Genomic DNA, 20,841 nt, shown 5'->3' with positions numbered 1-20,841 from the left:
AAATTAAAGGTGAAACGGAACGGAAGGGCGGACAAGCAGCCGGCGTACATCCCTGCGGTGGACGATCCGTCGGGGCCTGCGTCTGCGGGCCGCCTCCTTGAGCAGTCCGAAGCTGCCGTAACGGGCATTGAGCCGGAAGGTGAGCGCCACGAGCGCAGCGCCCAGCGCGACGCCGAGCAGGATGCAGAACAACTGACCGACGTTCATCATGTAGAGCACGATCACCAGCAGAAAATCCCCGAGCAGTCCACCCGCGAAGTAGAACAGGTACTGGGCCTTCAGGCCATGGAACTCGACCTCGCGGCCGATGCCTTTGTTGATGTTGTAAGCCGTCATAGTTTTACAGGAAAAAGGAGCGCAGGACGGTTCCCGCGATAACGAGGAAGATGCAGGCTCCGAACCACGAAGCCGCTGTCTTTGACGTATCCGGATCTCCCGAGCTGAACTTCTGGTACACTTTTATGCCGCCGATCAGTCCCACGACGGCCCCTACGGCATAGATCAGCTTGGTCAGCGGATCGAAGTAGGACGACACCATCGAAGTGGCCTGCATGATGCCGGAAGTGCCGTTGCCCTGCGCCAGACACAGACTGGCGTACGACACGAAAAAATACAGTGCGGCGAGCCGCTTGAAAACAACTTGTTTTTGCATGGAGCAAAAATTTGAAGGTTTGACATGTGCTGTCCTCAGGCCGAAGGCCGGACGGATCGGATTGCTGTAATTCGGATAAGGGAATGAATGGGAAAGTAAGAGAGAAGAAAAGAGCAGGCTGAATAGGAAACAGTAGAGACGGCGACGTACAGAAAACCGGAAAAGTTCGGCGGCGGGTGATGAATAAAGGGAAAACTATCAGCGTATAAGCTTATGCCATGCTTTCTTTCGGGGCGTTTGCAGAAACGGGGTCCGTATCGGGCGGTTCGGGCATGAACTCCTGTTCGAACAGAGCGTCCAGCGTCCGGGACACCTCCTCTTTTACGGACTGCGATCCCGCCAGCGAGATTTTTCGCTGTTCGATCTCTTCGCCCGTCTCGGGGTCGAACGTGCCGACGATCATCTCTTCCGTGCCTTCGGGGCGTTCCCTGCGAAGGCGCTGCTTGGACGGCATCTTCCACTCCGTACGCTCGTGGTACGGCGGCTCGGCCTCGACCGCATAGCTTACATGCGGAACCAGCGAGCCGGAATCGGGGAGAAGCTCGGGGCAATCTCGGCACGTTAACTGTGTCTGCTTCTCCCTTCTTCCGGCCGGAAGCCGTAACGCCCTGCTCAGGGCGTTCCATCCGTCACGAAACAGTCGCCGCCATCCCCGAACGAACAGCCGTCCGAGACTGCCCCGGAACAGGAAGCGTTCCAGAAACAGATAACCGAACAACAGGATCAGCATGGCTTTCATGGCTCGTGTCGGATGGCGAAATCCGTTCTGTCCGTTCGTTCGGATAGACGGATCGCCGGCTCCGCTGACAAAGAAACAACCTTTCGGAGGGTTTGGTACGCCACGGCCGGGGCAGGCCGTCTATGGCCGGAAAGCAATAAGCCCAATGTCAGATTAGAATCAGGAAATGGAATTTCGGGCAATCACAGGTTCCTGTGTTACGAACGTTCTACTCCATAAACGATTCGGAGCCGGAAAGTTTTCCGGCTCCGAATCGAACGATCGAAACTATTTATTATTTGAAACTTTTACTAATGGAAACAGGAGCAATACCAGCCGGGAAACATTCAAACCAATTCATAATGCGTACTCCTGCCACCATCGGCCTCTTTGCGGATAATCCCCTTGCCGATCAGATCATTGATGTCGCGAAGTGCGGTATCGGGCGACGTTTTCGTAATTTTTGCCCATTTCGACGAGGTGAGCTTGCCTTCGAATCCGTCGAGCAGTTTATTCAGCATCTTTCGCTGCCGTTCGTTCAGCGCCGTTTGTTTATGGGTTTCCCAAAATTCGGCTTTCGCCAATACCGATTTTAAGACTTCGGTACTGCCGATCAGCGCACGTTCGAGGCAAGACAGAAACCATTCGATCCATTCGGTGATGTCGCTGTCGCCGTGCTGGGTCTTCTCCAATATCTCGTAATATCGTTTGCGTTCGGCCAAGATCTGATTCGACATACTGTAAAACCGCTGCGAAGTCCCGTCCCCGCGAGAGAGCTGCATGTCGGTAATCGCCCGTGCAATACGGCCGTTCCCATCGTCGAACGGGTGTATGGTCACAAACCGAAAATGAGCGATCGCCGCTTTTATTACGGGATCGATATTCGATGTCGCATTGAACCAAGACAGGAAAGCTGTCATCTCGGCCTCCACACGCGACGCTTCCGGCGCTTCATAGTGCACGCGCTCCTTGCCCATCGCCCCTGAGACGACCTGCATCTCACCGCTGCGATATTTTGCAACCTCGATTTTGTACAATCCGCTGAATCCGGTCGGAAACAGCGCGTTGTGCCATCCGAAAAGACGTTCGCTCGTCAATGGCATATCGTATCGCTGTGTGGCGTCGAGCATCATCTCTACAACGCCGTCCACATGACGCGGGGAATGCACCAGCCCGGCAACCTCCAGGCCGAGTCGGCGGGCAATGGACGAGCGAACCTGTTCGGGATTGAGTAACTCCCCTTCGATCTCGGAAGATTTCAGTACATCGAGCGTCAAAGTGGTCAGCACGGCCTCTGCCTGCAAAGGGAAACCCAAGTGCTCCATCTGTCCGAGCAACCTGCCTTGCAGGTACCTGACACGTCCCATTAAAGGGAGTAACTCGTCGTTATCCCAACGAAAATCCGTCCAGTCGGTGTGTTGATGGATATACATATTCTCCGCTAATTATGCGGTAAATATAATGATTATTCTCCGCAGAACCAGAAAAGCGCCGTAAATTAAATCTAACAAAAGAATATTCTGTATTTCTGAGTTTATTTATACTCGCAAAAGTCAGGTATCAAAATTACATCCACTATTAGCGACGTGCGTGTATTTTCTTGAAATTATGCAGAATGCATCGAGGCAATGTCAATTGCATGTCGCGTTTCTCATCATCGTCTAAATCTTGCTCCCTGCATTTGAAAAAAGATTCCCCCTGCAAGTTTCTGTATCCTATCAAAGAATACTCCTCCAATATGAAAAATACTCTTTCGGCAGGAATCGAAAATTTGGGCTGCGCCGCGATGACTTGTATGACATCTTCTCTTTTACAGTTATGGTTGGCAATATGTTCCAGTACCATGAATAGTTCTGTTTTCTCTGCCTCATTAAAAAACAGACTTAATTCGCTTTCTATCTCTGTTCTCAGTTTATTTATGTATTTGAACAGGATTTTTTTTAGGCTCTCAAAGTTAATAGGTATGTCATAATTGTCTTCCGTAATGACAGACAGAAACACGATAATATCCCGAGGCCGGTATAGGGTAAAGTCCAGAATATACTTGAACGACGGTTTGAAATCGGTATATTTATCGCCGTACGTCGGTGCGAATAATGTTTCCCACGGATTGTCCTCATTGAACGGGATACCCGCATTCTTGAAATTGACAGTTAATCGCCGATTGGTCAATCTTTTTAGCGGAATATCGTTTTCATTGCTTTTCAATAATTTATGGTTGTACCACTGGAGTGTAATTTCATAAGACAAAAAGATTTTTCCGGAATCGTTGTATTTCGAAGCGATAACGTTCCGCATATCGTCTCTAAGAAAGACCAGTATCCGGGCATGGTTGTGCTGGAATATTTCCGTATTATACTCCTTGGCTATTCGCAGCAGTTCCATGATTTTCAGATTATCGCTCTCGCTATCCACGTTGTAACCCACATCGAGGTCATCGAATAAAAGCCAAAACTCCGTTTCTTTGTTGGTCGGATAATCGAGGATAATTTTCACGATCTCTTTTAAGGGAGCTATCAGTTTATAGTACGGAGCTTTCGTCTCTTTGATCCCGAATTGTTTCTTAAATACAGCACCGAACAGATGGGTAAGCATTCCGAATTTAATCTCCCCTCCATTGTTCAGAAATACCTCGCTCACTTCGAACTTGTCAATAGCAGACGATCCTGTATTCTTTTCTACAAATTTCCTCAGTTGATTGTACTCAGTCGTGTATTCTCCGCATTCGTTCTTGACAATCAATTTGACAATATTGACCAGAATCAGCCATTCGAAGAGCAGTGAATCTTTCCCCTCGCCGGAATTCCCGGAAACCTGAACCGCCCGTTCGAGGTCAAAGTCTTTTAACCGTAATAAGACCGCATGAGAATCCTTTGCCTGATCGGACTGATCTTTGATGTATTTGGCTATCGCCGTTTTCCCCGATCCTTTCCGCCCCGTGAAAATAAATTTTCCTTTTTTCAGTTCGGATAATATTTCAAGATAATCCTCAAAATAATCGCTCAGTTTATACTTATCTCTGTTTTCACCTTCAGCCTCTGGCATGCCAAAGTAAAAACTTTTAGTCGAATAATTTGCAGTGTTTTTCGTTATGTTATCCAGAATCCCCATGGCATCTAAATATTGTTAATTTAATTTGTTTCATAAAGATAACATATTTTGTTTGTGCCTGCAAATTCGTTTTATATCACAGGTAAAATAGAGGATATGTGTTATCGTTTGTCTTATAAAAGATCTCTGCTATTTTGTTCCCTGTGCAGCCGGTTGATCTCCTCTTTGTAAAGTTCCAGATGGTTGCGGAGGATGTTTTCCACATATCCGATTACGGACACTCTGCCCGTGCCGATCTTCCGTGCCACTTCCGAGATCTTGCAGCGCGTCTCTTCGCTGACATACAGTGCCGTCCGGACTTTCACCCGAACCGGTTTCAGAAACGTCGCTTCGTAATCGGGCAGGGTCATTCTCCGCCTGCGAACCGCAGGAAGCTCCGGCTGTTCCTCGTTTCCGGCAGATATTCGCTCCGCTATCTCCAGCATGGAGCCCCCGGCGCTCTGTCCGCCGACCGCTTCCCGCAGCATATCTTCGTCTATGACGGGGAGATTCCTATTTCTTTTCCTGCTTTCCATGTGCGCTATGTTCTGATAGTTCGACGATTTCACGGGTCAGGCTGTCGAGACAGCACTCCCGGATAAAGCTTTTCTCGGGAAGCAGGATCGTCGAACGGAAGACGGGTCCTTCCTCCGCCGAGAGCTCCTTGCTGAACCGACTTCTGTAGGGAATATGGGTCTCCATCCGGTGCAGTCCGAGTTTCTCCAACGCCTTGTCATAAAGGTCGTACAGCGGAGTCCGCTCCCTTCGGTCGATCATCGTCCAAAACAGGTGGACGCCTGCGGTCTGCACGTCCGAATTGCGGACCAGATGGTCATCGACCGATTTGGCGAACGCGAGCGTGCTTTCCATCACGTAGCGGTCCGCCTTCATCGGCACGAATATCCGGTCGATGGCAGATAGCGTCCGCAGTACGCCCGGGGTGCCGACCGTACCCGGAAGGTCGAACAGTACGAAATCGACCGGCTCTCTCAGCATACCGAGCTGCCTGTCCACATCCGTAAGAGCCCTTTCCGGGGCGGAGGCGATCACCGGCCAGATCTCTCTGTGTGTCACTCCGAACTGACGGACAAGCAACGATTTGTAACGAGGGCTTCGGTCGAGCAGGGCCAGTTCTCTTTTGCGCTGGTCGAAAATGCTTTTCTGAGGATAGTCGCAGTCGGCTACCAATACGCGGTATCCTTCCATGTAATGCAGGATGTCGGCGAGCAGCACCGTAAAGGTCGATTTGCCGATTCCGCCTTTCTGATTGCAGACGGAGATAAAAACAGGTTTCCGTTCCATAACTATGATCGGTTAAAAGAATGTCGTTTCCTTCTCCGGCAGTTCTGCCATCCGTGCCGGAAACAGCAGATATGCCAATAATACCATCCATACCGGATACGCCGTTTATGCCGGAGGTGTTGTTTCTGCCATCCATAGCATCTATGCCACCAATACCATATTCGGCATAGACGCCTTCGCTGCCACGCATACCATCTATACCGTGGCAGCCATGTATTCCATGACCGCACTGCATACCATGACTGTCATGCATACCATGGATGTCATGAATACCGTGACTGGCAGTTATGGCATCCGTGCCATGCACGCGAAGAAAACGGAAATCCTGAAAGGTGCTTCGCAGGGGCCGTTGCAGGCCGTCTATGGCCGGATTGGAATCCTTGTTTGGTTCCGATAATCTGCCTAACATTGCATGGGTCGAACCTACTGCCGCTTTCGCGGAAGCGAGACTGCCGGTCTCGCGCGGGCAAATCCGCCGGATGGCGGATTTATCGGCGCCTGCCGATAGCAAGGTGTGTTTCGGTATGCCGGAAAATCCGGCCCCCCGAAACCTCCGCCCCTTCTGCGGGGGACGGAATGGGTTCGACTCCGAAGTCGTCAAACCTCAAAATCAAAAATGCGATGGCAAAGAAGATCAAAGGACGGCCCCGCAGTGCCGATCCATGCAAGTATCACTACAATTTCAAGCTCAACGAGGCACAGAACAAACGGTTTCTGGACATGCTGGAGCAGTCGGGATGTACGGACAACAAATCCAGATTCATCCTCTCCCGGCTTTTCGGGTGAGAGCTCCGGGTCGTAAAGACCGATCCCGCGACGCAGGATTTCTGCGCCCGGCTGGGCGATCTGCATTTCCAAATCCGTAAGGTCGGGCTCAATTACAATCAGGTCGTGAAGGCCATCCATCACAACTACGATGCCGCTTCTGCGGCCCGTATGCTGTGGCGGCTGGAGCAGGAAACAAGGAAAATGACGGAGTTACAGCAGCAAATTCTGACACTCGCCGAAGAGTTCGAGAAACGATGGTCGGACGAATAACATCCGGAAAATCGCTTTACGGCGTACTGGCGTACAACCGTCTCAAGATAGACGGAGGGCGGGCCCGCGTGATCTTCTGCAACCGGATGCTTCCGCCGGGAGGAGACCCCGCCCGGCTTACCGCCGCACATTGCAGACGGGTCATGCAAACCTGGCTCGACGCGAAAAAGAACAGCCGTTTCGTGGAGACGATCTTCCACGCTTCGTTGAATCCGCATCCCGAGGACCGGCTTTCGGAGCAGCAGTTGGCCGACATCGCCGAGGAGTACATGCAGCGGATGGGCTACGGCGACCAGCCCTATGTGGTTTACCTGCACCGGGACATTGCACGGGCCCATCTGCATATCGTATCGGTGCGCGTCGGGCCGGACGGACAGAAGATCGACGACGGCAACGAGCGGTATCGCTCGAAAGCAATTACCCGTTCCATCGAAAAGGAATACGGGCTGCGGCGTGCTACAAAGCGGCAGGAACGGGAAGGAACCGTACCGCTGAGAAAAGTGGAGTACCGGCGCAGCGGCCTGAAGGCCCAGATCGCATCCGTCGTCCGCAACGTTACGGACCGCTATAAGTTTTGCACTCTGAAGGAGTACAACAATATATTGCAATTATTTCGAGTCGAAGCGGAGGAAGTGCGCGGCGAGATCGACGGCCGTCCGTATGCCGGAATGCTTTACAGCGCGTTGGACGAGAACGGCGACAAAGTCGGAGTACCGATCAAATCGAGCGCGATCGGACGCGATACGGGAATCGGGGCGATCGAAAAACACTATGCGAAAAGCGCCGAATGGCTCAAAAAGAGTACGGACGGGATGGAAGGACTGCGCGGGATCGTCCGGGACGCCATGCGACGATCCCGGAGCCTGCCGGAATTTGCGGCGGCGCTATCGGCCGGGGGCGTACAGCTCATCGTCCGGCAAAATACGCAAGGGCGGATCTACGGGATTACGTTCATCGACCACGACGGGGGATTGATCATTAACGGCTCCAAGCTGGGGCGGAACAAAGAGTTCGCTGCAAACCGTTTCCATGAACTGTTCGGGGCGCATACGGCCGATGAACTGGAACGGGAAGTATCCGGACAAAACGACAAACGACCCGTTGCAGACCGCGAATCTTCGGAGTCCTCTGCAATCGATTCGCCGACGGAAATACCGAAACCGAATCCGATGGATACGGAGGCCGAATCCCGGCTGATCGGGCAGGCTGTCGATACGTTGGATATTTTCTCTACGGCGTTGGAGGAAGGGCAATATCCGGAACCTTATGAGGAAGATTTCCGTCCGGAGAGAAAGCGCCGGAAAAAACGAAGACCTCTATGATCCTCGTTTTGTAGATTATAGACGCAGACCGATGCTATCGCTGGCTGCGCTCGGTCAGTGCCGCTTTGAGTTGATCGAGAAAACCGGTAAGACGAATTTTACGGTTGACGGCTGCATTTTTGAAACGCTCATAATTCTTTATCCGGATATGCAGCACCTCTTCGAAGGTGTGGATAACGACCGAGAACTCGATCCGCGAACCGTCGCTTTTACGAAAAGCCCCGATCAGGTGTAAGGCGTACAGCAGTTCGACCAGATCCGTTACGGTCAGGTCTTTCGACAAATACAACGGGGACTCGATTTTCACTTCCGGCACGATGCCGGATTGAGGGTATCGCAGACGGAGATGAAGCAACCGGACTTCCGTGTCGATCAGAAACAAGGTTCTTATCATATAGTCGGTTATTAAATGTTCTGCTGCCGTATGTTTCTGTTCTTCGAGAAGGGATAGCTGTTTGTGCGTAAAGTTCATGCAGCGCAGACGCTCGATAATGCTTCTGCGGTCATCGGAAGAATAAGCTGTAAGTTTTTGGATAAATTCTTCGAACAGTTCCGAAAGATGCGCTTCGGAAACGGTTCCGGTCGGCAGGTCACTTTCACGAAAGAACAGCAACAAGCCTGTCTTCAGTAATGTGTACATAGCAGTTGGTTTTAGATTAAATAAAAAGTCCGGAGCCAAAGCTCCGGATAGTTGCGCTTCTATTAATCAAATTATGCGTTACTTAAGATATATCTGTTACAGACAAACGTATTCTCACCTTCCGTCGACGGCATATCGACGGACAATAGATCACCCCACGTAAATTTATAGAAAATAACTTCTCCAGTGTTATCTACTGCGACTAAATGGAAATAAGCTCCAGCGCCGATGACTATGGGATTAATCATCCAACGACTGAACTAATAGCTATTTGTGATTATTTTCTCGCAGGAAAATGCCTGTCGAAATCCGGATTCAATGCTACGACCCAATCATACCAGACCGTTGCGATTGCCCACACGAAATGCGAGAGTCCTGTGGTCTTGTTTGATCAGAAGCGCCGTATGATTTTCAACGATAAATTACGTGAAATAATTACTCCCGAGTAGCATAAAAGCTGCTCGGGAGCTAAAGAATACCCAATCGAAGAAAAAGGACTTGTATTACGTAACTGAATACTATAGTTGATATTTACTAATTAGAGTTATTTTTTTCATGCCAATACCGGTCATGTTTTTCTCGATCGAATTGCCAGTCGTTATTCCTGTACCAAATCTTCTTCCGGAGTTTCCGAAGATACTTCCATTCGTTTCGCTTGCCCTCATTGGTAAAAAAAAGCTTTAATCCCAATCCTGCCTGACCGTTTTTGGAAATAACTATTCCCGTACAGTGAACATAGCGTTTCAAAGTCGATTCGATAGGAATGCCCGGTCCTCGATAGAACACATCCACAACCGGCAAGGTATACATATAAATCGAATCGGCATTGAACCATCGACGCACCTTCTTTCCAGAATAAATTGTCACATAAGTGTTAAAATCCTCCTGAGTGAAGACCTTATTCGGCGCCCTTTTCAATCCTTCAACGTATTGCCAGCGATCGATCAGATGTTTGAATTTGATCAATTCTATATCATATATTTCGGAATAATACTTGCCCCATCTATGTTCCAATGAATTATTTGATATTTATTAGTCAATATCTATCAAAGCGTTAACCAAAGCTCTTACACACATGGCATAAGGCTTGTCATCCTCCATCTCTTTTTTTATATTATCTTTTATTAATTGCTTTAGTAAAGGATTAGCTTCATTTACATACCTATCTAGTAACGGACGAATATTATCTAAAACATGTTTACGACTTTCAATTAATTCAGGTCTATTTAATTCTAACAAACATTCTGTTAATTCAGCCCGTTTATTATTAGGTTTATGATAAATAAATGTGCCTAAAGAAACAAAAAAATCATCCGGATTCTCAATATAAGGATTTACAATTGCACAGGCTTCATCAAAAGAGTCACTTTTCTTTATATTGCACCACGGACAAGCCAAGCCTAAATTATTCCATTCAAATGTTTTTTCTGGGTATATAGCTTTAGGCCGATAATGCTCGATATGTTCAGGAGCTACAGCAGAAATATAACTTTCACAATACATGCACTTCCCATGAGTTTCATGGATTAAAGCTTTCTTGATATCGGGGTGATTATATTTATTCTTAACATGGTCTGGAATCTTATCTCCAGAGTTAACATATGCCATTAAATCATTTGTCCATTGTTTCCCATTTTGAACCAGAATGTCAGGTTCACAAGACTTACTTAGTTTTATCATTATCCAAAATTCTATTTAATGCCAATGGCATAACACTTTCTAATCCTAGCTGTTTAAATTCTTCTCGCATTGCATTAACTGAATCAGTCGTTAATTCAACATTCCTATATTTAGCAACTATTTCAATTAAAGCATTCTCTGCCCAAATAGGCATAGTAAACGGAACTCCTAATACTTCATTTAATATATCAGTAGCTGTTCGTGCTTTATGAACTAAATCCAATTTCTCACTAAACACTCTATTTTCAGTGTCATATCTAAAAGCGTATACATTAGAGTCTTTTACAGAAGACACAACTAACGGACTATGAGTAGATATAACAAACTGTACATTAGGGAAAGCCTCCAATAAGTCAGGCAAAACAGAACGTTGCATTGTTGCATGTAAATGGTTTTCCACTTCGTCAATAAGAACAACTATCTCTTCTTCTGAATTTGCAAGATTGTAAATCTGCCACCCCAAATCAACTAATGCTGCAATTCCTCCAGAAACAGCATCCAACATAAAATCGCCTGATTGGGTCACCAATACAATTTCGTAATTTCTAATAGATATTTTTTCAAAGCCAATAGTTTGCGGCATTAATATTCTCAAAACATTTTCGAATCCTTTAAACCAATCTATTAATTCTCTATCTGGCTCTATAAAAGAATTTCCCTCACCCCCTATAGCCCAACTTAACAACGTTTCTTTAATATGGTAATTTATAGATTTGTCTTTATAAACTGTTCCCATAGTCAGAAATTCTTTTTTTACCTCTTGTTCTATAAGAGAATAAGCCTCTTTTCTATTTCTCTTTTTAGTTGCAATAGATGGAATATTTTGGTATTTAAAAGCACTTCTATGAGATAGTATATTTAGTCCTAAAAGTAGTTTGCGATTATGGATTTCTATATTATATATTGCGGAGTTAACTTTTGGTACAATTAAATTGGCGAATGAATTATCTGAATAAGTAATTTTACCGATAGCATCATTATTATCTTTCTTTTTAAACCATCTATACCAATTAGCGATATAACTAATTTTCCCATTGTTTCTATCCTTTGTAGGAGTTGCCAATTCTGAAAATTCCCATCCAAAATGTTTGGCTAACAAATGTAATAAAGTTGTTTTTCCAGAACCGTTTGCTCCGGTCAAAATCGTTAGTCGTTCATGAAAATCAATATCAATATTCTGAAATTGTTTCCAGTCACTTATTCGTAATGCTTTAAATTTCATACTAAAAATATTTTTATTACAACAACTTTGATAGATATAATCTTACGCATGTCTATTTCATCAACTCAATAATATCTTTCGGCAATATGGCATTCCTAGCATCATCTTTCGGAGCATTTTTAAGGAACAGCACTGGAACGATGGTGTAGTTCTGAGCAAACGGCAGCAGAATTGCTTTGCGGAGAAGTTCAGTTGTAAGTTGTTTGCCATTCTCCTGAGTTGTCCATTTGCATTCTCCAACCAGCAGATACTTTTTATCGAGCGATTCTGCCATCACATCGAACTCGACCTGTTCCGGCTTCTTATCCTCATTGAGAACAGATCCCCACCAGCGTTTTGCCTTGCCATAAACCATTCCACCTACAAGATTTCCTGTTACGGCATCCCGACACAGTTTTTCCCATTGCATACTCACATACTCAGAGAAATGGGCGTTCAAAGTCTGTTCTATGGGTAGACGACGGCCAAGTTCAATGAACGAACGATTAGGGACAACAAATTGATAGTAGAATGCCATAAACGGATCGGCAATTTTATAGAGGCTCTTTTTCGCATTCTTTTCATCAATACCGAATGGGATGTCTTTCTCCAAAAATCCAAGATCGACAAGTTTCTTCAATGGACGCGACAGATTGGTCGCCGGTTCATTGCATCGTGCAGCAATCTCGGAAAGACGGTTTGCGCCAGTACCTATATAAGACATGATCGTCGAAGTCTTGACAATATCCTTGACATCATCCTGAAACAGTTTTATCGGCTCCTCATAAAGAGTTCCATTTACAGAAAGGATATTGCGCCACAGGGCATCATCAAGCGAACTTCTATTTTCCCTCAGTTCCCAATAACGCGGCACACCGCCCCATACGGCGTACTCTTCGATGGCATTCATCGCATTAAGACTCAAAGCCTCCTGAATATACAACAAACGTATAGGCGCAAGCCTCATTATCTCATCAGCACGACCATAAAGAGGTGCAGTAGAATCAAGAAAGAGCCCATACATCATATTTTGCGATGAACCGCAAAGCACAAGATTGTACTTCAACTGCTTCTCGTCAACAAGTTTCTGTAATACAGACGGTAATTCAGGAGACTGCTCCACCAGATACGGAAATTCATCCAAACATAGAGTAAAACGCTTGTCTGTCCGATAATTGACCGCACGAAACATCGACTCCCAATCCGGATATGTCAATTTATCGAAGTCAGGAAACATTTGTGCTATCACTTTTGCAAGCAATGCCCTCTGATGTTGTCCTTCTGAACGATCGGCAAGAAAATAAACATCCGTGTCCGACAACACCCTTTTGATAAGCGTAGACTTACCCAATCGTCTACGACCGTACATTACGACTAGTGAGGCCCTCTCTCTCTCAAGAGCATCCTTCAATCGTGCTGCTTCCTCTATTCTATCAACGAATTTCATACACTCTATTTATTACGCAATACAAACATAATGCTTTTGTAGCATAATGCAAAATCTTAAGCCACGAACTATCCTAATATAGAACCATTTTCGATTTTATGCATTGGAAAACATGAGTTTTATCTTTTTTCGAAGCTCTTTTCCTTGTCTTCAAACTCATATCTTGTAAAGCCTTCCCCAATTTATCTTCTTTGGCTAACCACAGAATATCATCGTCAAGCTGTAAAGCATATAGCACACGTAAGTAGATTCCGATTGCTACTGTAGGTACGCCTTTCTCTATTCGGGATACGGTCAATGGAGGGCAAATGGCACGTTCTACCACCCGAGCCACACTCAGATTCCTGCGCAACCGAGCCAATTTAATCTGCTCTCCCACAACCGACATCTTCTGCTCCAATTTTCGAGGTAGTTTAGTCCTCATTGTATTTCTGTTTTGGCATTACATAATTATCGTCTTGAAAACAAGAGTCTGTTTAAATCCTGTTCTGAAACCGCCCAAATAACAATGATCAGTATGCGAAGCGCGGGGATTTCTATTGCTGTGGATTTTACACCACAATGGGCAGAACACAGCATGGGCCATACGTGGAGCGCTCTATTGACCAACGAAAAAAATATCGTCGGGTTCGGCAGTTTTACGGACGAAGAGCCCGGTTTTTTTGCGTAATACATGGGAAAACATCGCTATACATACCGGCATAATCCGGCTCTGAACAGCCGTCAAAACAGGAAAATAACTTCCATCGAATCACGTTCCCGACACAAACTACGGTATCGGGAACTTTTTTATGCGGTTATCGACCGGAGAGCGGCGATCCGATCGAACAGATAACTTCCGGCCATACCCGGCCCCGGACGGCCGCACCGACATATCCCGCAGGATTTTCCGTTGGACGGACGAACGTAAACCCGGAAAACCATGCAACAGGAAGACGACCTGCGGGGTCTCGCCAAAGTCATGCAGTTCATGCGGGCGCTCAGCCTGCTGTTCGCGCTCATTCATTTTTACTGGTACGCCTATTCGTGGATTACGGCCGTAGGTTGGAATACGGCCCTCGTCGATAAGATCCTGATGAACTTCCAGCGGACGTCGGGACTCTTCTCGTCGCCCCTTTACACCAAACTGTTCTGTCTGTTGTTTCTGGCCCTTTCGTGCCTCGGTACGCGAAGCGTCCGCAGCGAGAAGATCTCCCGCCGCCGGATCGCGCTTTGCGGAACCGCCGGCATACTGCTGTTCTTTTGCTGCGGCTGGCTGCTGCGCCTTCCCCTGCCGGTACGAACTCTCGGCCCGCTCTACGGTCTGACGCTGCTTGCAGGATACTGCCTAATGCTGGCCGCCGGGGTCTGGCTCGGACGGCTGATCAAAGAGCGCGTCTTCGAGGACCCGTTCAACGACGAAAACGAATCCTTCATGCAGGAGACCCGCCTGATGACCAACGACTACTCGGTAAACTTACCTACGCTGTTCTATTACAAAAGACGCTGGCATCCGGGTTGGATCAATGTCGTCAATCCCTTCCGCGCGACGGTCGTGCTGGGAACGCCCGGTTCGGGAAAATCCTACGCCGTAGTCAATCAGTTCATCAAGCAGCAGATCGAGAAGGGATTTTCGATGTATATCTACGACTTCAAGTTCGACGACCTCTCCGTCATCGCCTACAACCACCTGCGTACCCACATGCAGGGCTATAAGGTTCCGCCTAAATTCTACGTCATCAACTTCGACGACCCGCGCCGCTCGCATCGCTGCAACCCGATCCACCGCGATTTTATGACCGACATCTCGGACGCCTACGAGTCGGCCTACACGATCATGCTGAACCTCAATAAGACGTGGATCACCAAGCAGGGCGATTTCTTCGTAGAAAGTCCCATCATCCTGCTGGCCGCGATCATCTGGTTCCTGAAGATCTACGACGGAGGCCGCTACTGCACCTTTCCGCACGCCATCGAGCTGCTAAATAAAAGATATGCCGACGTCTTCGTCATCCTGACCTCCCACCCGGAGCTCGAAAACTACCTCAGTCCCTTTATGGACGCATGGAAAGGCGGGGCGCAGGACCAGTTGCAGGGACAGATCGCCTCGGCCAAGATTCCCCTTTCGCGCATGATCTCCCCGCAGCTCTACTGGGTGATGACCGGGGACGACTTTACCCTCGACATCAACAACCCCGATGCGCCCAAGATCCTCTGCGTGGGGAACAACCCCGACCGGCAGAACATCTACTCGGCAGCCCTCGGGCTCTACAACTCCCGCATCGTGCGCCTGATAAACAAGAAGGGCAAACTCAAATCGGCGGTCATCATCGACGAGCTCCCCACGATCTATTTCCGCGGACTGGACAACCTGATCGCCACGGCCCGCTCGAACAAGGTGGCCGTCTGCCTCGGCTTTCAGGACTTCAGCCAACTGACGCGGGACTACGGAGATAAGGAAAGCAAGGTGATCCAGAACACCGTAGGCAACATCTTTTCCGGACAGGTCGTAGGCGACACGGCCGAGACGCTTTCCAAACGCTTCGGCAAGATTCTCCAGCAGCGCAAATCCGTATCGTTCGCTCAGGGAAGCACGACCCTTTCGACCAATACGCAGATGGATTCGCTGATCCCGCCATCGAAGATCGGCAACCTCTCTCAGGGTATGTTCGTGGGGGCCGTAGCCGACAACTTCGATGAAAAAATAGAGCAGAAGATCTTCCATGCCCAGATCGTCGTGGACAACGAACGGGTAAAGCGCGAAACGGCCGCCTACGTTCCGATTCCCGAAATATCCTCCTTTATGGGAGCGGACGGACAAGATCACATGAAAGAGATCATTCAGGCCAATTACGAACGGATCAGAGCCGACGTGGAGCGGATCGTCAAAACGGAGATGAAACGCATCGAGGACGATCCGGAACTACGCAAGCTGATCCCAAAACCCAAGCAGCAGGCTGCGAAATAGCTCCGTTTCACTGCTTTCAGACGGCCATGCCCGGCCCCGGACGGCCGTGCGGTATCATCCGCTCCGAAGCCGGGTATCTTAGCCTGCGGATAGTTAAATACCGGAGAATATGCAAGAAAGAAAAAAGGAAGGCGCGAGCCTGTACGTTACCTACGACAGCATGAAACGCCCGGTGCATATCAGCATCAAAGAGAGCGGGCTGTCCGGCTTTCTCGCCTTTATGCGGGAAGATACGGCCGAAGTGCTGCGGCAGGGCTACGATCCGAACCTGTGGATGTGCCATTACCGGTTTCCGGACCGCAGGCAGATTCCCGAAATCCGTCCGCAGAGCAACGACGACTATCTGGAACGCCTTTCCCGTGCGGCACGTTCCGCCGGCATACGGGCCGAGCACCAGATCGCCATGACGGATATGCTCTACTGCCTGCGGCACAGCATCGTTCCGCTGACGCCCGAGGCCGATCCCGCAAAGCTGGCCCTGCGGACGGACTACCCCGATCCGCTCGGCACCTTCGGCGTGGAACTGCCCTCTCCGGGGATCGACATTCCGGAATACAGGGCCTATACCGCCGTCGAGACGGCTCCCGGCGTCGTATTTTTCAGCGATACGCAGCACGGGAAGATGCAGTTCGAAAAATACATGGACTACCATGCGTCGAACTTTTTCAATCCGGAGCAGCAGACGCCCTCGCTGAAGATCTACGACGTGATCGCCCGGCCTGCGGATATGGCCCCGATAACAGACCGGTGCTTTGCCGAAGCGGAGGACGGACAGAAGCGCAGAAACCGTTTCGCGGAGGCGTACGCCGACCGGGAACTACTCCGGCAGGGAAACCTCCGCCGGGAGTTCGACATGCGCCGCTCGACGGAAAACTATTACGCCTTTTTGCTGCGGGACGAACCGGCCGGGGAAAAGAAAAAGAGACTGGCCGACCGCTCCTTCCGGGAACTGTGGGAGCGGTTCCGGGAGGGCGGGAGACCGAAGGAACCGGCCGGTCCCGAATGCGTGGAAAGCCGCTCTTTTATGGGCGACAGCGAAGAGAGAACGCTCCGGATACGAAAACGATAAACGCCTATGAATACACATCCCATTCCGGCGACGGTCCTGCTGACCCTCGCTCCGGACCAGACGGCGAGCCGCGTGCAGATCTACACGGACGGTTTTACCCGGAAGGATTTCGACCGGTATGCCGCCGCCGATATTTCCGACGCGCGAAACGATCCCGACGGACCTCAGGACGCATGGATCGTGCGTTACGACTTTGCTGACCAGCGGAAGATTCCCCGGATCGGGGAGAACCGCACGGAAGATTATGCACGCTCGCTTCTGCGCCGGGCGCATGAAAGCCGCATCCGTCCCTGTTGTATCATACCGCTGCGCGATCTGATGTTCTGCGCGGAGTCCGGGATCGATCCGCTCTCCCCGCAGGGGACGCACGAGCGGCTGATCCGGCTCGACGGGTACGGACCGTACTGCGCGGCTCAGGGATTCGGAAGACCCGGCGGCCCCGATGCGTTCCGCAGCGTCCGTGCCGTAGAACTGCCCGACGGGGTACTGCTGTTCGATACGGAACGCCTTCTCGGAGGGGACGCTTTCAAGGCTTTGATGCAGCACTGCTGCGACCGCTTTTACGATCCGGGGCTCTCCCTCGATCGGCTCGGCGTGTACGACATTCCCCGGCTCAGCGCGGAGTTCCTGCTCGAAGGCCGGGCCGGGGCGCTGAACTTCCACTGCGGCTACCGCAACCGGGATTTTCTTATCACCTCCCTTCCCGGAGCGTATATCCTCGACCGCTCTTCGATTCTCGAAGGAGTTCCCCTGCGGAGCTACGACATGCGTCCGACGGCAGACAACTACCTGCGCTTTTGCGGGCGGGAGGAGCTGCACCCGGAGGCGTGGTCGCCCAATTACGATATGACCGCTCTGCTGCGGATCGCAGAACAAGGCTATCCGGTGAAGGATGTCCCCGAAATGTGGAAACGGAAAGCGGGAAGCCTCAGGGACTTCGCCGACATAGCGGCCCGGTACGATCCCCGGAGGCCGGATGTATTATTGGAGCGTGAAGCGCGGCGGCGGGCCCGGGCCCTGCTCGAAAGCCGCTATCCCGACCGTCGGAAGCCCTCCGCCGAAGATACGGCGCCGCGGCAGTCGCTTCGCGCGGAGCGTCTTTCCGATACGCTACCGGTACGATCCGTAAAACGTCATTCGATATAACCGAATCAACATAAATCCTTTCCATGAAAATCGAACGAACCTTCCGGGGCAGCGTATATCTGACGCTGACGCCCGCGATGCAGATCCGCCACATCTGCATCGACATTCCGACCGATCCGCAGGGATTTTTACGGTTCCTGCACAACAATTACGACGATCTGGACGACTCCAAAAGCGTACCGGACAACTACATGATCCGCTACGACTTTCCGGACGCCTCGAAAATTCCCCCTCTGAGGCGGGACGACAACTCGGCCTACCTGCACGAACTGACGGCCGTGACGACCGAGCAACAGGCGTATCCGAAGAAAATCGTATCGCTGCTCGATGTGGCGTACTGCAAACGGAACCGCATCGGTCTGCTTACGAAAGAATCGGAACACGAAAACCTTTGCAAAACCATAGGATACATTCCGCAGATTTACCGGCTGCGGAGACTCAATCCTTCTTTCCCGAAGATAACGGGCTTTGAAACGGACCGCGGGGTACTGCTGTTCAGCAATACGGAAAAAGGACGAACGGTACAGGCCGATTACCTCCAGTACCAGGCAGATCAGTTTTTCAAGGCGCAGAACGGGACGACCTTTCTGCGAGTGCACAGCCTGCTTCATTTACCCGAAATTCCCTCTCGGCAGATCGACCGTTTTGCTGAAATGAATTATGAACATCATACGGACTGCAACGATTTTCAGCCCGTACCTGCCGAAATATATTGCCTGCCGGAGACGACCCGTTACGGATTTTGCAACGAGCGTTACGATATGCATCCGACGCTGGAGAATTTCGACAGATTCGTTCGTCCCGGCTACTGGGATTGTCCGACCTTATCGGACGAAAATTACGACATCGCCGCGCTGCTTCTCATTCGACAAAACGGCTACCCTCGCGGAGGATTCTACGCCGATCTGTCTCGACCGTTTTTCCGTCAGGAAGAATTCGACCGGCTCGATGCCGCCAAAGCGGGCAAGAGCCCGGAACAGTGCGCCGAAATCGACGAAAAGATGAAGACCCTTGCGGGAGAAATCCTCGATCATGCATTTTCCGGATACCGGGGCGTTTCGAACGGGCGGAACCCGTCGCTGTCCGAAGAGCCCGGCCCGCCGAAGCAGCGAGCCGGCATGAAACGGTAGAACATCCCGATCCACCGTAAAAACGCCGCTGTCCACAGCGTATCGCCGGCCATGCGCGGCCTGCGGCGGCCGCCCGGTATCAGGCGTCGAACGGCTCTGTATATTCGTCCTGTAATCATTGTTCAACCTCTTAATTCTATTTCAATTATGGCAAAAAAAGAGAATGCGGGAACGGAAGCGTACCGCCCCGACCCCAACCGTGAAACCATTCTGATGGCAGACAAAGCCAACGGCCGGCTGGACGTTATCAGCGAGTTCCGGCGCGACCCGAACGACAACAACCGGATTTCGGTAGTTACCGTCACGCCCGAAACCAAAAACCGCGCGTCCTACTATACGTTGATGTTCGGCAGCGATGCGGCCAAAGCGATCTCCGATCTGCGCTATCAGGATTTCGTGACCCACCGCGACAATCCCGAGACGCCGGCCGTGGAGCGTGAGTTTTTCCTCTGTCCGGTGGAGCGCGTTCCCGAGGTCGTGAATGCCTACTATGCGCTTCGCAACGATCCCAAAGACGAGATCAGCGCCGCCATCCTCGCCGAGTGCCGCACCAGTTCCAACCAGCTCGACCGGCTCCGCTATAACCTGTACGACATTCCGTGGGGCGAACTCGCTTCGATCGGGATCGACCGCAACCAGCTCTCCGCGCAGGATATTCAGCGGCTCCGCGAAGGAGGAGAGACCCCTGCGCTGTTCGACGTCGTTTACAAAGTAGGACAGGACACGCAGATCTCGGCGGACAAATGCTCGCTGCAAATGTACCGCGATCTGGACGACCGTCCCCGGCTCGACGTCAAAGGTCCTCTGCCGCATCCGGAGTACAAGGACGAAAAGTACAAGATGCACATCAGCGCCGACGACGAGGCCCGGATCGCCTACGGCCGGGCTCTGCCCCGCGCCATTATGGTCGATAACCACGGCAAGCAGGAGTGGTGCTACGCAGGATTCCGCACCGACACCAACCGGATGATTACCGTACCCGTGCGGGCCGTCGCCAAACCCGAGTTCATCTACGGCAACCGGATCAGTCAGACCCAGCAGAACGAACTGGCGCTGGGCCGCGGTATCCGGCTCGAACACTGCAAGCTCAGGGACAAGGACAACGAGTTCAGCTCCGTGTTCCAGTTCGACGTCACGCGGATGGATTTCGTGCCGATCAATCCCAGTTATGCCAAGCCGTACATTCCGCCCCGGATCGCCGAGCAGTTGACCGAACAGCAGATCGAAGCGTTGAAGCGTTACGAGGAGATCGACGCCCGCAACGTCAAATCCTCTACCGGCCGCAGCCTTTCGATCATGGGAATCGATCGCTCGACCAATGCGCCCTATTACTCCCGCATCAACCGTTCTCAGGAGCAGAATAAGGAGCAGGAACAGGCCAAAGCGCAGGAGCAGACGGCGGAACGCCAGCAGGCCGTATTCGAGGAAAAGACCCGATCGCAGGGGATGAGCGTCTAAC

20 protein-coding genes and 1 pseudogene are annotated in these 20,841 nt (G+C 50.5%); 8 read left to right on the top strand and 13 right to left on the bottom strand.

Going from position 1 to position 20,841, the window contains the following annotated elements:
• Positions 1–3: 3 nt before the first annotated feature.
• The 7 genes from C1A08_RS09515 to C1A08_RS09485 all read right to left on the bottom strand — a co-directional run bounded on the left by C1A08_RS09515 (position 4) and on the right by C1A08_RS09485 (position 5,762).
• A complete protein-coding gene (locus C1A08_RS09515) occupies positions 4–336 on the bottom strand; it encodes a DUF4133 domain-containing protein (RefSeq protein ID WP_101572996.1) in 333 nt (110 codons plus the stop codon).
• Between the two features lie 4 nt (positions 337–340).
• The gene (locus C1A08_RS09510) at positions 341–652 is read right to left on the bottom strand and encodes a DUF4134 domain-containing protein (protein WP_101572994.1); all 312 of its coding nucleotides are present in this window, start codon (positions 650–652) and stop codon (positions 341–343) included.
• Positions 653–863: 211 nt separating this feature from the next.
• Positions 864–1,391: a hypothetical protein gene (locus C1A08_RS09505; RefSeq protein WP_101572992.1), complete on the bottom strand. Its 528-nt coding sequence runs from the start codon at positions 1,389–1,391 to the stop codon at positions 864–866.
• A 326-nt stretch (positions 1,392–1,717) separates the two neighbouring features.
• Positions 1,718–2,803, bottom strand: a complete 1,086-nt coding sequence (locus tag C1A08_RS09500) for a Fic family protein (protein ID WP_101572989.1) — start codon at positions 2,801–2,803, stop codon at positions 1,718–1,720.
• Positions 2,804–2,948: 145 nt separating this feature from the next.
• A complete protein-coding gene (locus C1A08_RS09495; RefSeq protein WP_101572987.1) occupies positions 2,949–4,481 on the bottom strand; it encodes a P-loop ATPase, Sll1717 family in 1,533 nt (510 codons plus the stop codon).
• A gap of 113 nt (positions 4,482–4,594) precedes the next feature.
• The gene (locus tag C1A08_RS09490) at positions 4,595–4,996 is read right to left on the bottom strand and encodes a DUF3408 domain-containing protein (RefSeq protein WP_101572985.1); all 402 of its coding nucleotides are present in this window, start codon (positions 4,994–4,996) and stop codon (positions 4,595–4,597) included.
• Positions 4,974–5,762 carry a ParA family protein gene (locus C1A08_RS09485; RefSeq protein WP_101572983.1) on the bottom strand — a complete coding sequence of 263 codons (789 nt, stop codon included), beginning with the start codon at positions 5,760–5,762 and terminating at the stop codon, positions 4,974–4,976. The genes C1A08_RS09490 and C1A08_RS09485 overlap by 23 nt, the downstream gene beginning before the upstream one ends.
• Positions 5,763–5,973: 211 nt before the next feature.
• Between C1A08_RS09485 and C1A08_RS09480 the strand changes: the two genes are divergently transcribed.
• The 3 genes and pseudogenes from C1A08_RS09480 (at position 5,974) to mobB (ending at position 8,122) form a co-directional block, all read left to right on the top strand.
• The gene (locus tag C1A08_RS09480) at positions 5,974–6,159 is read left to right on the top strand and encodes a hypothetical protein (protein ID WP_101572981.1); all 186 of its coding nucleotides are present in this window, start codon (positions 5,974–5,976) and stop codon (positions 6,157–6,159) included.
• A gap of 179 nt (positions 6,160–6,338) precedes the next feature.
• A pseudogene (locus C1A08_RS13420) lies at positions 6,339–6,800 on the top strand (hypothetical protein).
• Positions 6,785–8,122, top strand: a complete 1,338-nt coding sequence (mobB, locus tag C1A08_RS09470; protein WP_101572977.1) for a conjugal transfer protein MobB — start codon at positions 6,785–6,787, stop codon at positions 8,120–8,122. Before C1A08_RS13420 ends, mobB begins: the two are co-directional and overlap by 16 nt.
• Positions 8,123–8,156: 34 nt before the next feature.
• Here mobB and C1A08_RS09465 read toward each other — a convergent pair whose 3' ends face one another.
• From C1A08_RS09465 to C1A08_RS09440, 6 genes are all read right to left on the bottom strand, one after another.
• Positions 8,157–8,762, bottom strand: coding sequence for an RteC domain-containing protein (locus C1A08_RS09465; RefSeq protein WP_101572976.1), 606 nt, complete (start codon positions 8,760–8,762; stop codon positions 8,157–8,159).
• A 534-nt stretch (positions 8,763–9,296) separates the two neighbouring features.
• Positions 9,297–9,728 (bottom strand): hypothetical protein, encoded by a 432-nt coding sequence (locus C1A08_RS09460; protein WP_101572975.1) that lies wholly within the window; start codon positions 9,726–9,728, stop codon positions 9,297–9,299.
• A gap of 66 nt (positions 9,729–9,794) precedes the next feature.
• Positions 9,795–10,442, bottom strand: a complete 648-nt coding sequence (locus C1A08_RS09455; protein WP_101572973.1) for an HNH endonuclease — start codon at positions 10,440–10,442, stop codon at positions 9,795–9,797.
• Positions 10,426–11,664: an AAA family ATPase gene (locus C1A08_RS09450; protein ID WP_101572971.1), complete on the bottom strand. Its 1,239-nt coding sequence runs from the start codon at positions 11,662–11,664 to the stop codon at positions 10,426–10,428. Before C1A08_RS09450 ends, C1A08_RS09455 begins: the two co-directional genes overlap by 17 nt.
• A gap of 52 nt (positions 11,665–11,716) precedes the next feature.
• Positions 11,717–13,090 carry an ATP-binding protein gene (locus tag C1A08_RS09445; RefSeq protein WP_101572969.1) on the bottom strand — a complete coding sequence of 458 codons (1,374 nt, stop codon included), beginning with the start codon at positions 13,088–13,090 and terminating at the stop codon, positions 11,717–11,719.
• Between the two features lie 73 nt (positions 13,091–13,163).
• Positions 13,164–13,514 carry a helix-turn-helix domain-containing protein gene (locus C1A08_RS09440; protein ID WP_101572967.1) on the bottom strand — a complete coding sequence of 117 codons (351 nt, stop codon included), beginning with the start codon at positions 13,512–13,514 and terminating at the stop codon, positions 13,164–13,166.
• Positions 13,515–14,012: 498 nt separating this feature from the next.
• Here C1A08_RS09440 and mobC point away from each other — a divergent pair, with 498 nt between their 5' ends.
• The 5 genes from mobC to C1A08_RS09415 all read left to right on the top strand — a co-directional run bounded on the left by mobC (position 14,013) and on the right by C1A08_RS09415 (position 20,840).
• Positions 14,013–16,037 (top strand): conjugal transfer protein MobC, encoded by a 2,025-nt coding sequence (gene mobC / locus C1A08_RS09435; RefSeq protein ID WP_101572965.1) that lies wholly within the window; start codon positions 14,013–14,015, stop codon positions 16,035–16,037.
• 109 nt (positions 16,038–16,146) lie between these two features.
• The gene (locus tag C1A08_RS09430) at positions 16,147–17,106 is read left to right on the top strand and encodes a DUF6047 family protein (RefSeq protein ID WP_101572963.1); all 960 of its coding nucleotides are present in this window, start codon (positions 16,147–16,149) and stop codon (positions 17,104–17,106) included.
• Positions 17,107–17,112: 6 nt separating this feature from the next.
• Positions 17,113–18,252, top strand: coding sequence for a DUF6047 family protein (locus tag C1A08_RS09425; RefSeq protein WP_101572961.1), 1,140 nt, complete (start codon positions 17,113–17,115; stop codon positions 18,250–18,252).
• A gap of 23 nt (positions 18,253–18,275) precedes the next feature.
• Positions 18,276–19,382 (top strand): DUF6047 family protein, encoded by a 1,107-nt coding sequence (locus C1A08_RS09420; protein ID WP_101572959.1) that lies wholly within the window; start codon positions 18,276–18,278, stop codon positions 19,380–19,382.
• 147 nt (positions 19,383–19,529) lie between these two features.
• A complete protein-coding gene (locus C1A08_RS09415) occupies positions 19,530–20,840 on the top strand; it encodes a DUF3945 domain-containing protein (protein WP_180951561.1) in 1,311 nt (436 codons plus the stop codon).
• The last annotated feature ends 1 nt before the right edge of the window (position 20,841 follow it).

Origin of the sequence: Alistipes sp. cv1 (genome assembly GCF_900240235.1) — a bacterium.
GTDB classification, from domain to species: domain Bacteria; phylum Bacteroidota; class Bacteroidia; order Bacteroidales; family Rikenellaceae; genus Alistipes_A; species Alistipes_A hominis.
This window is presented reverse-complemented; position numbering and strand designations above follow the sequence as displayed.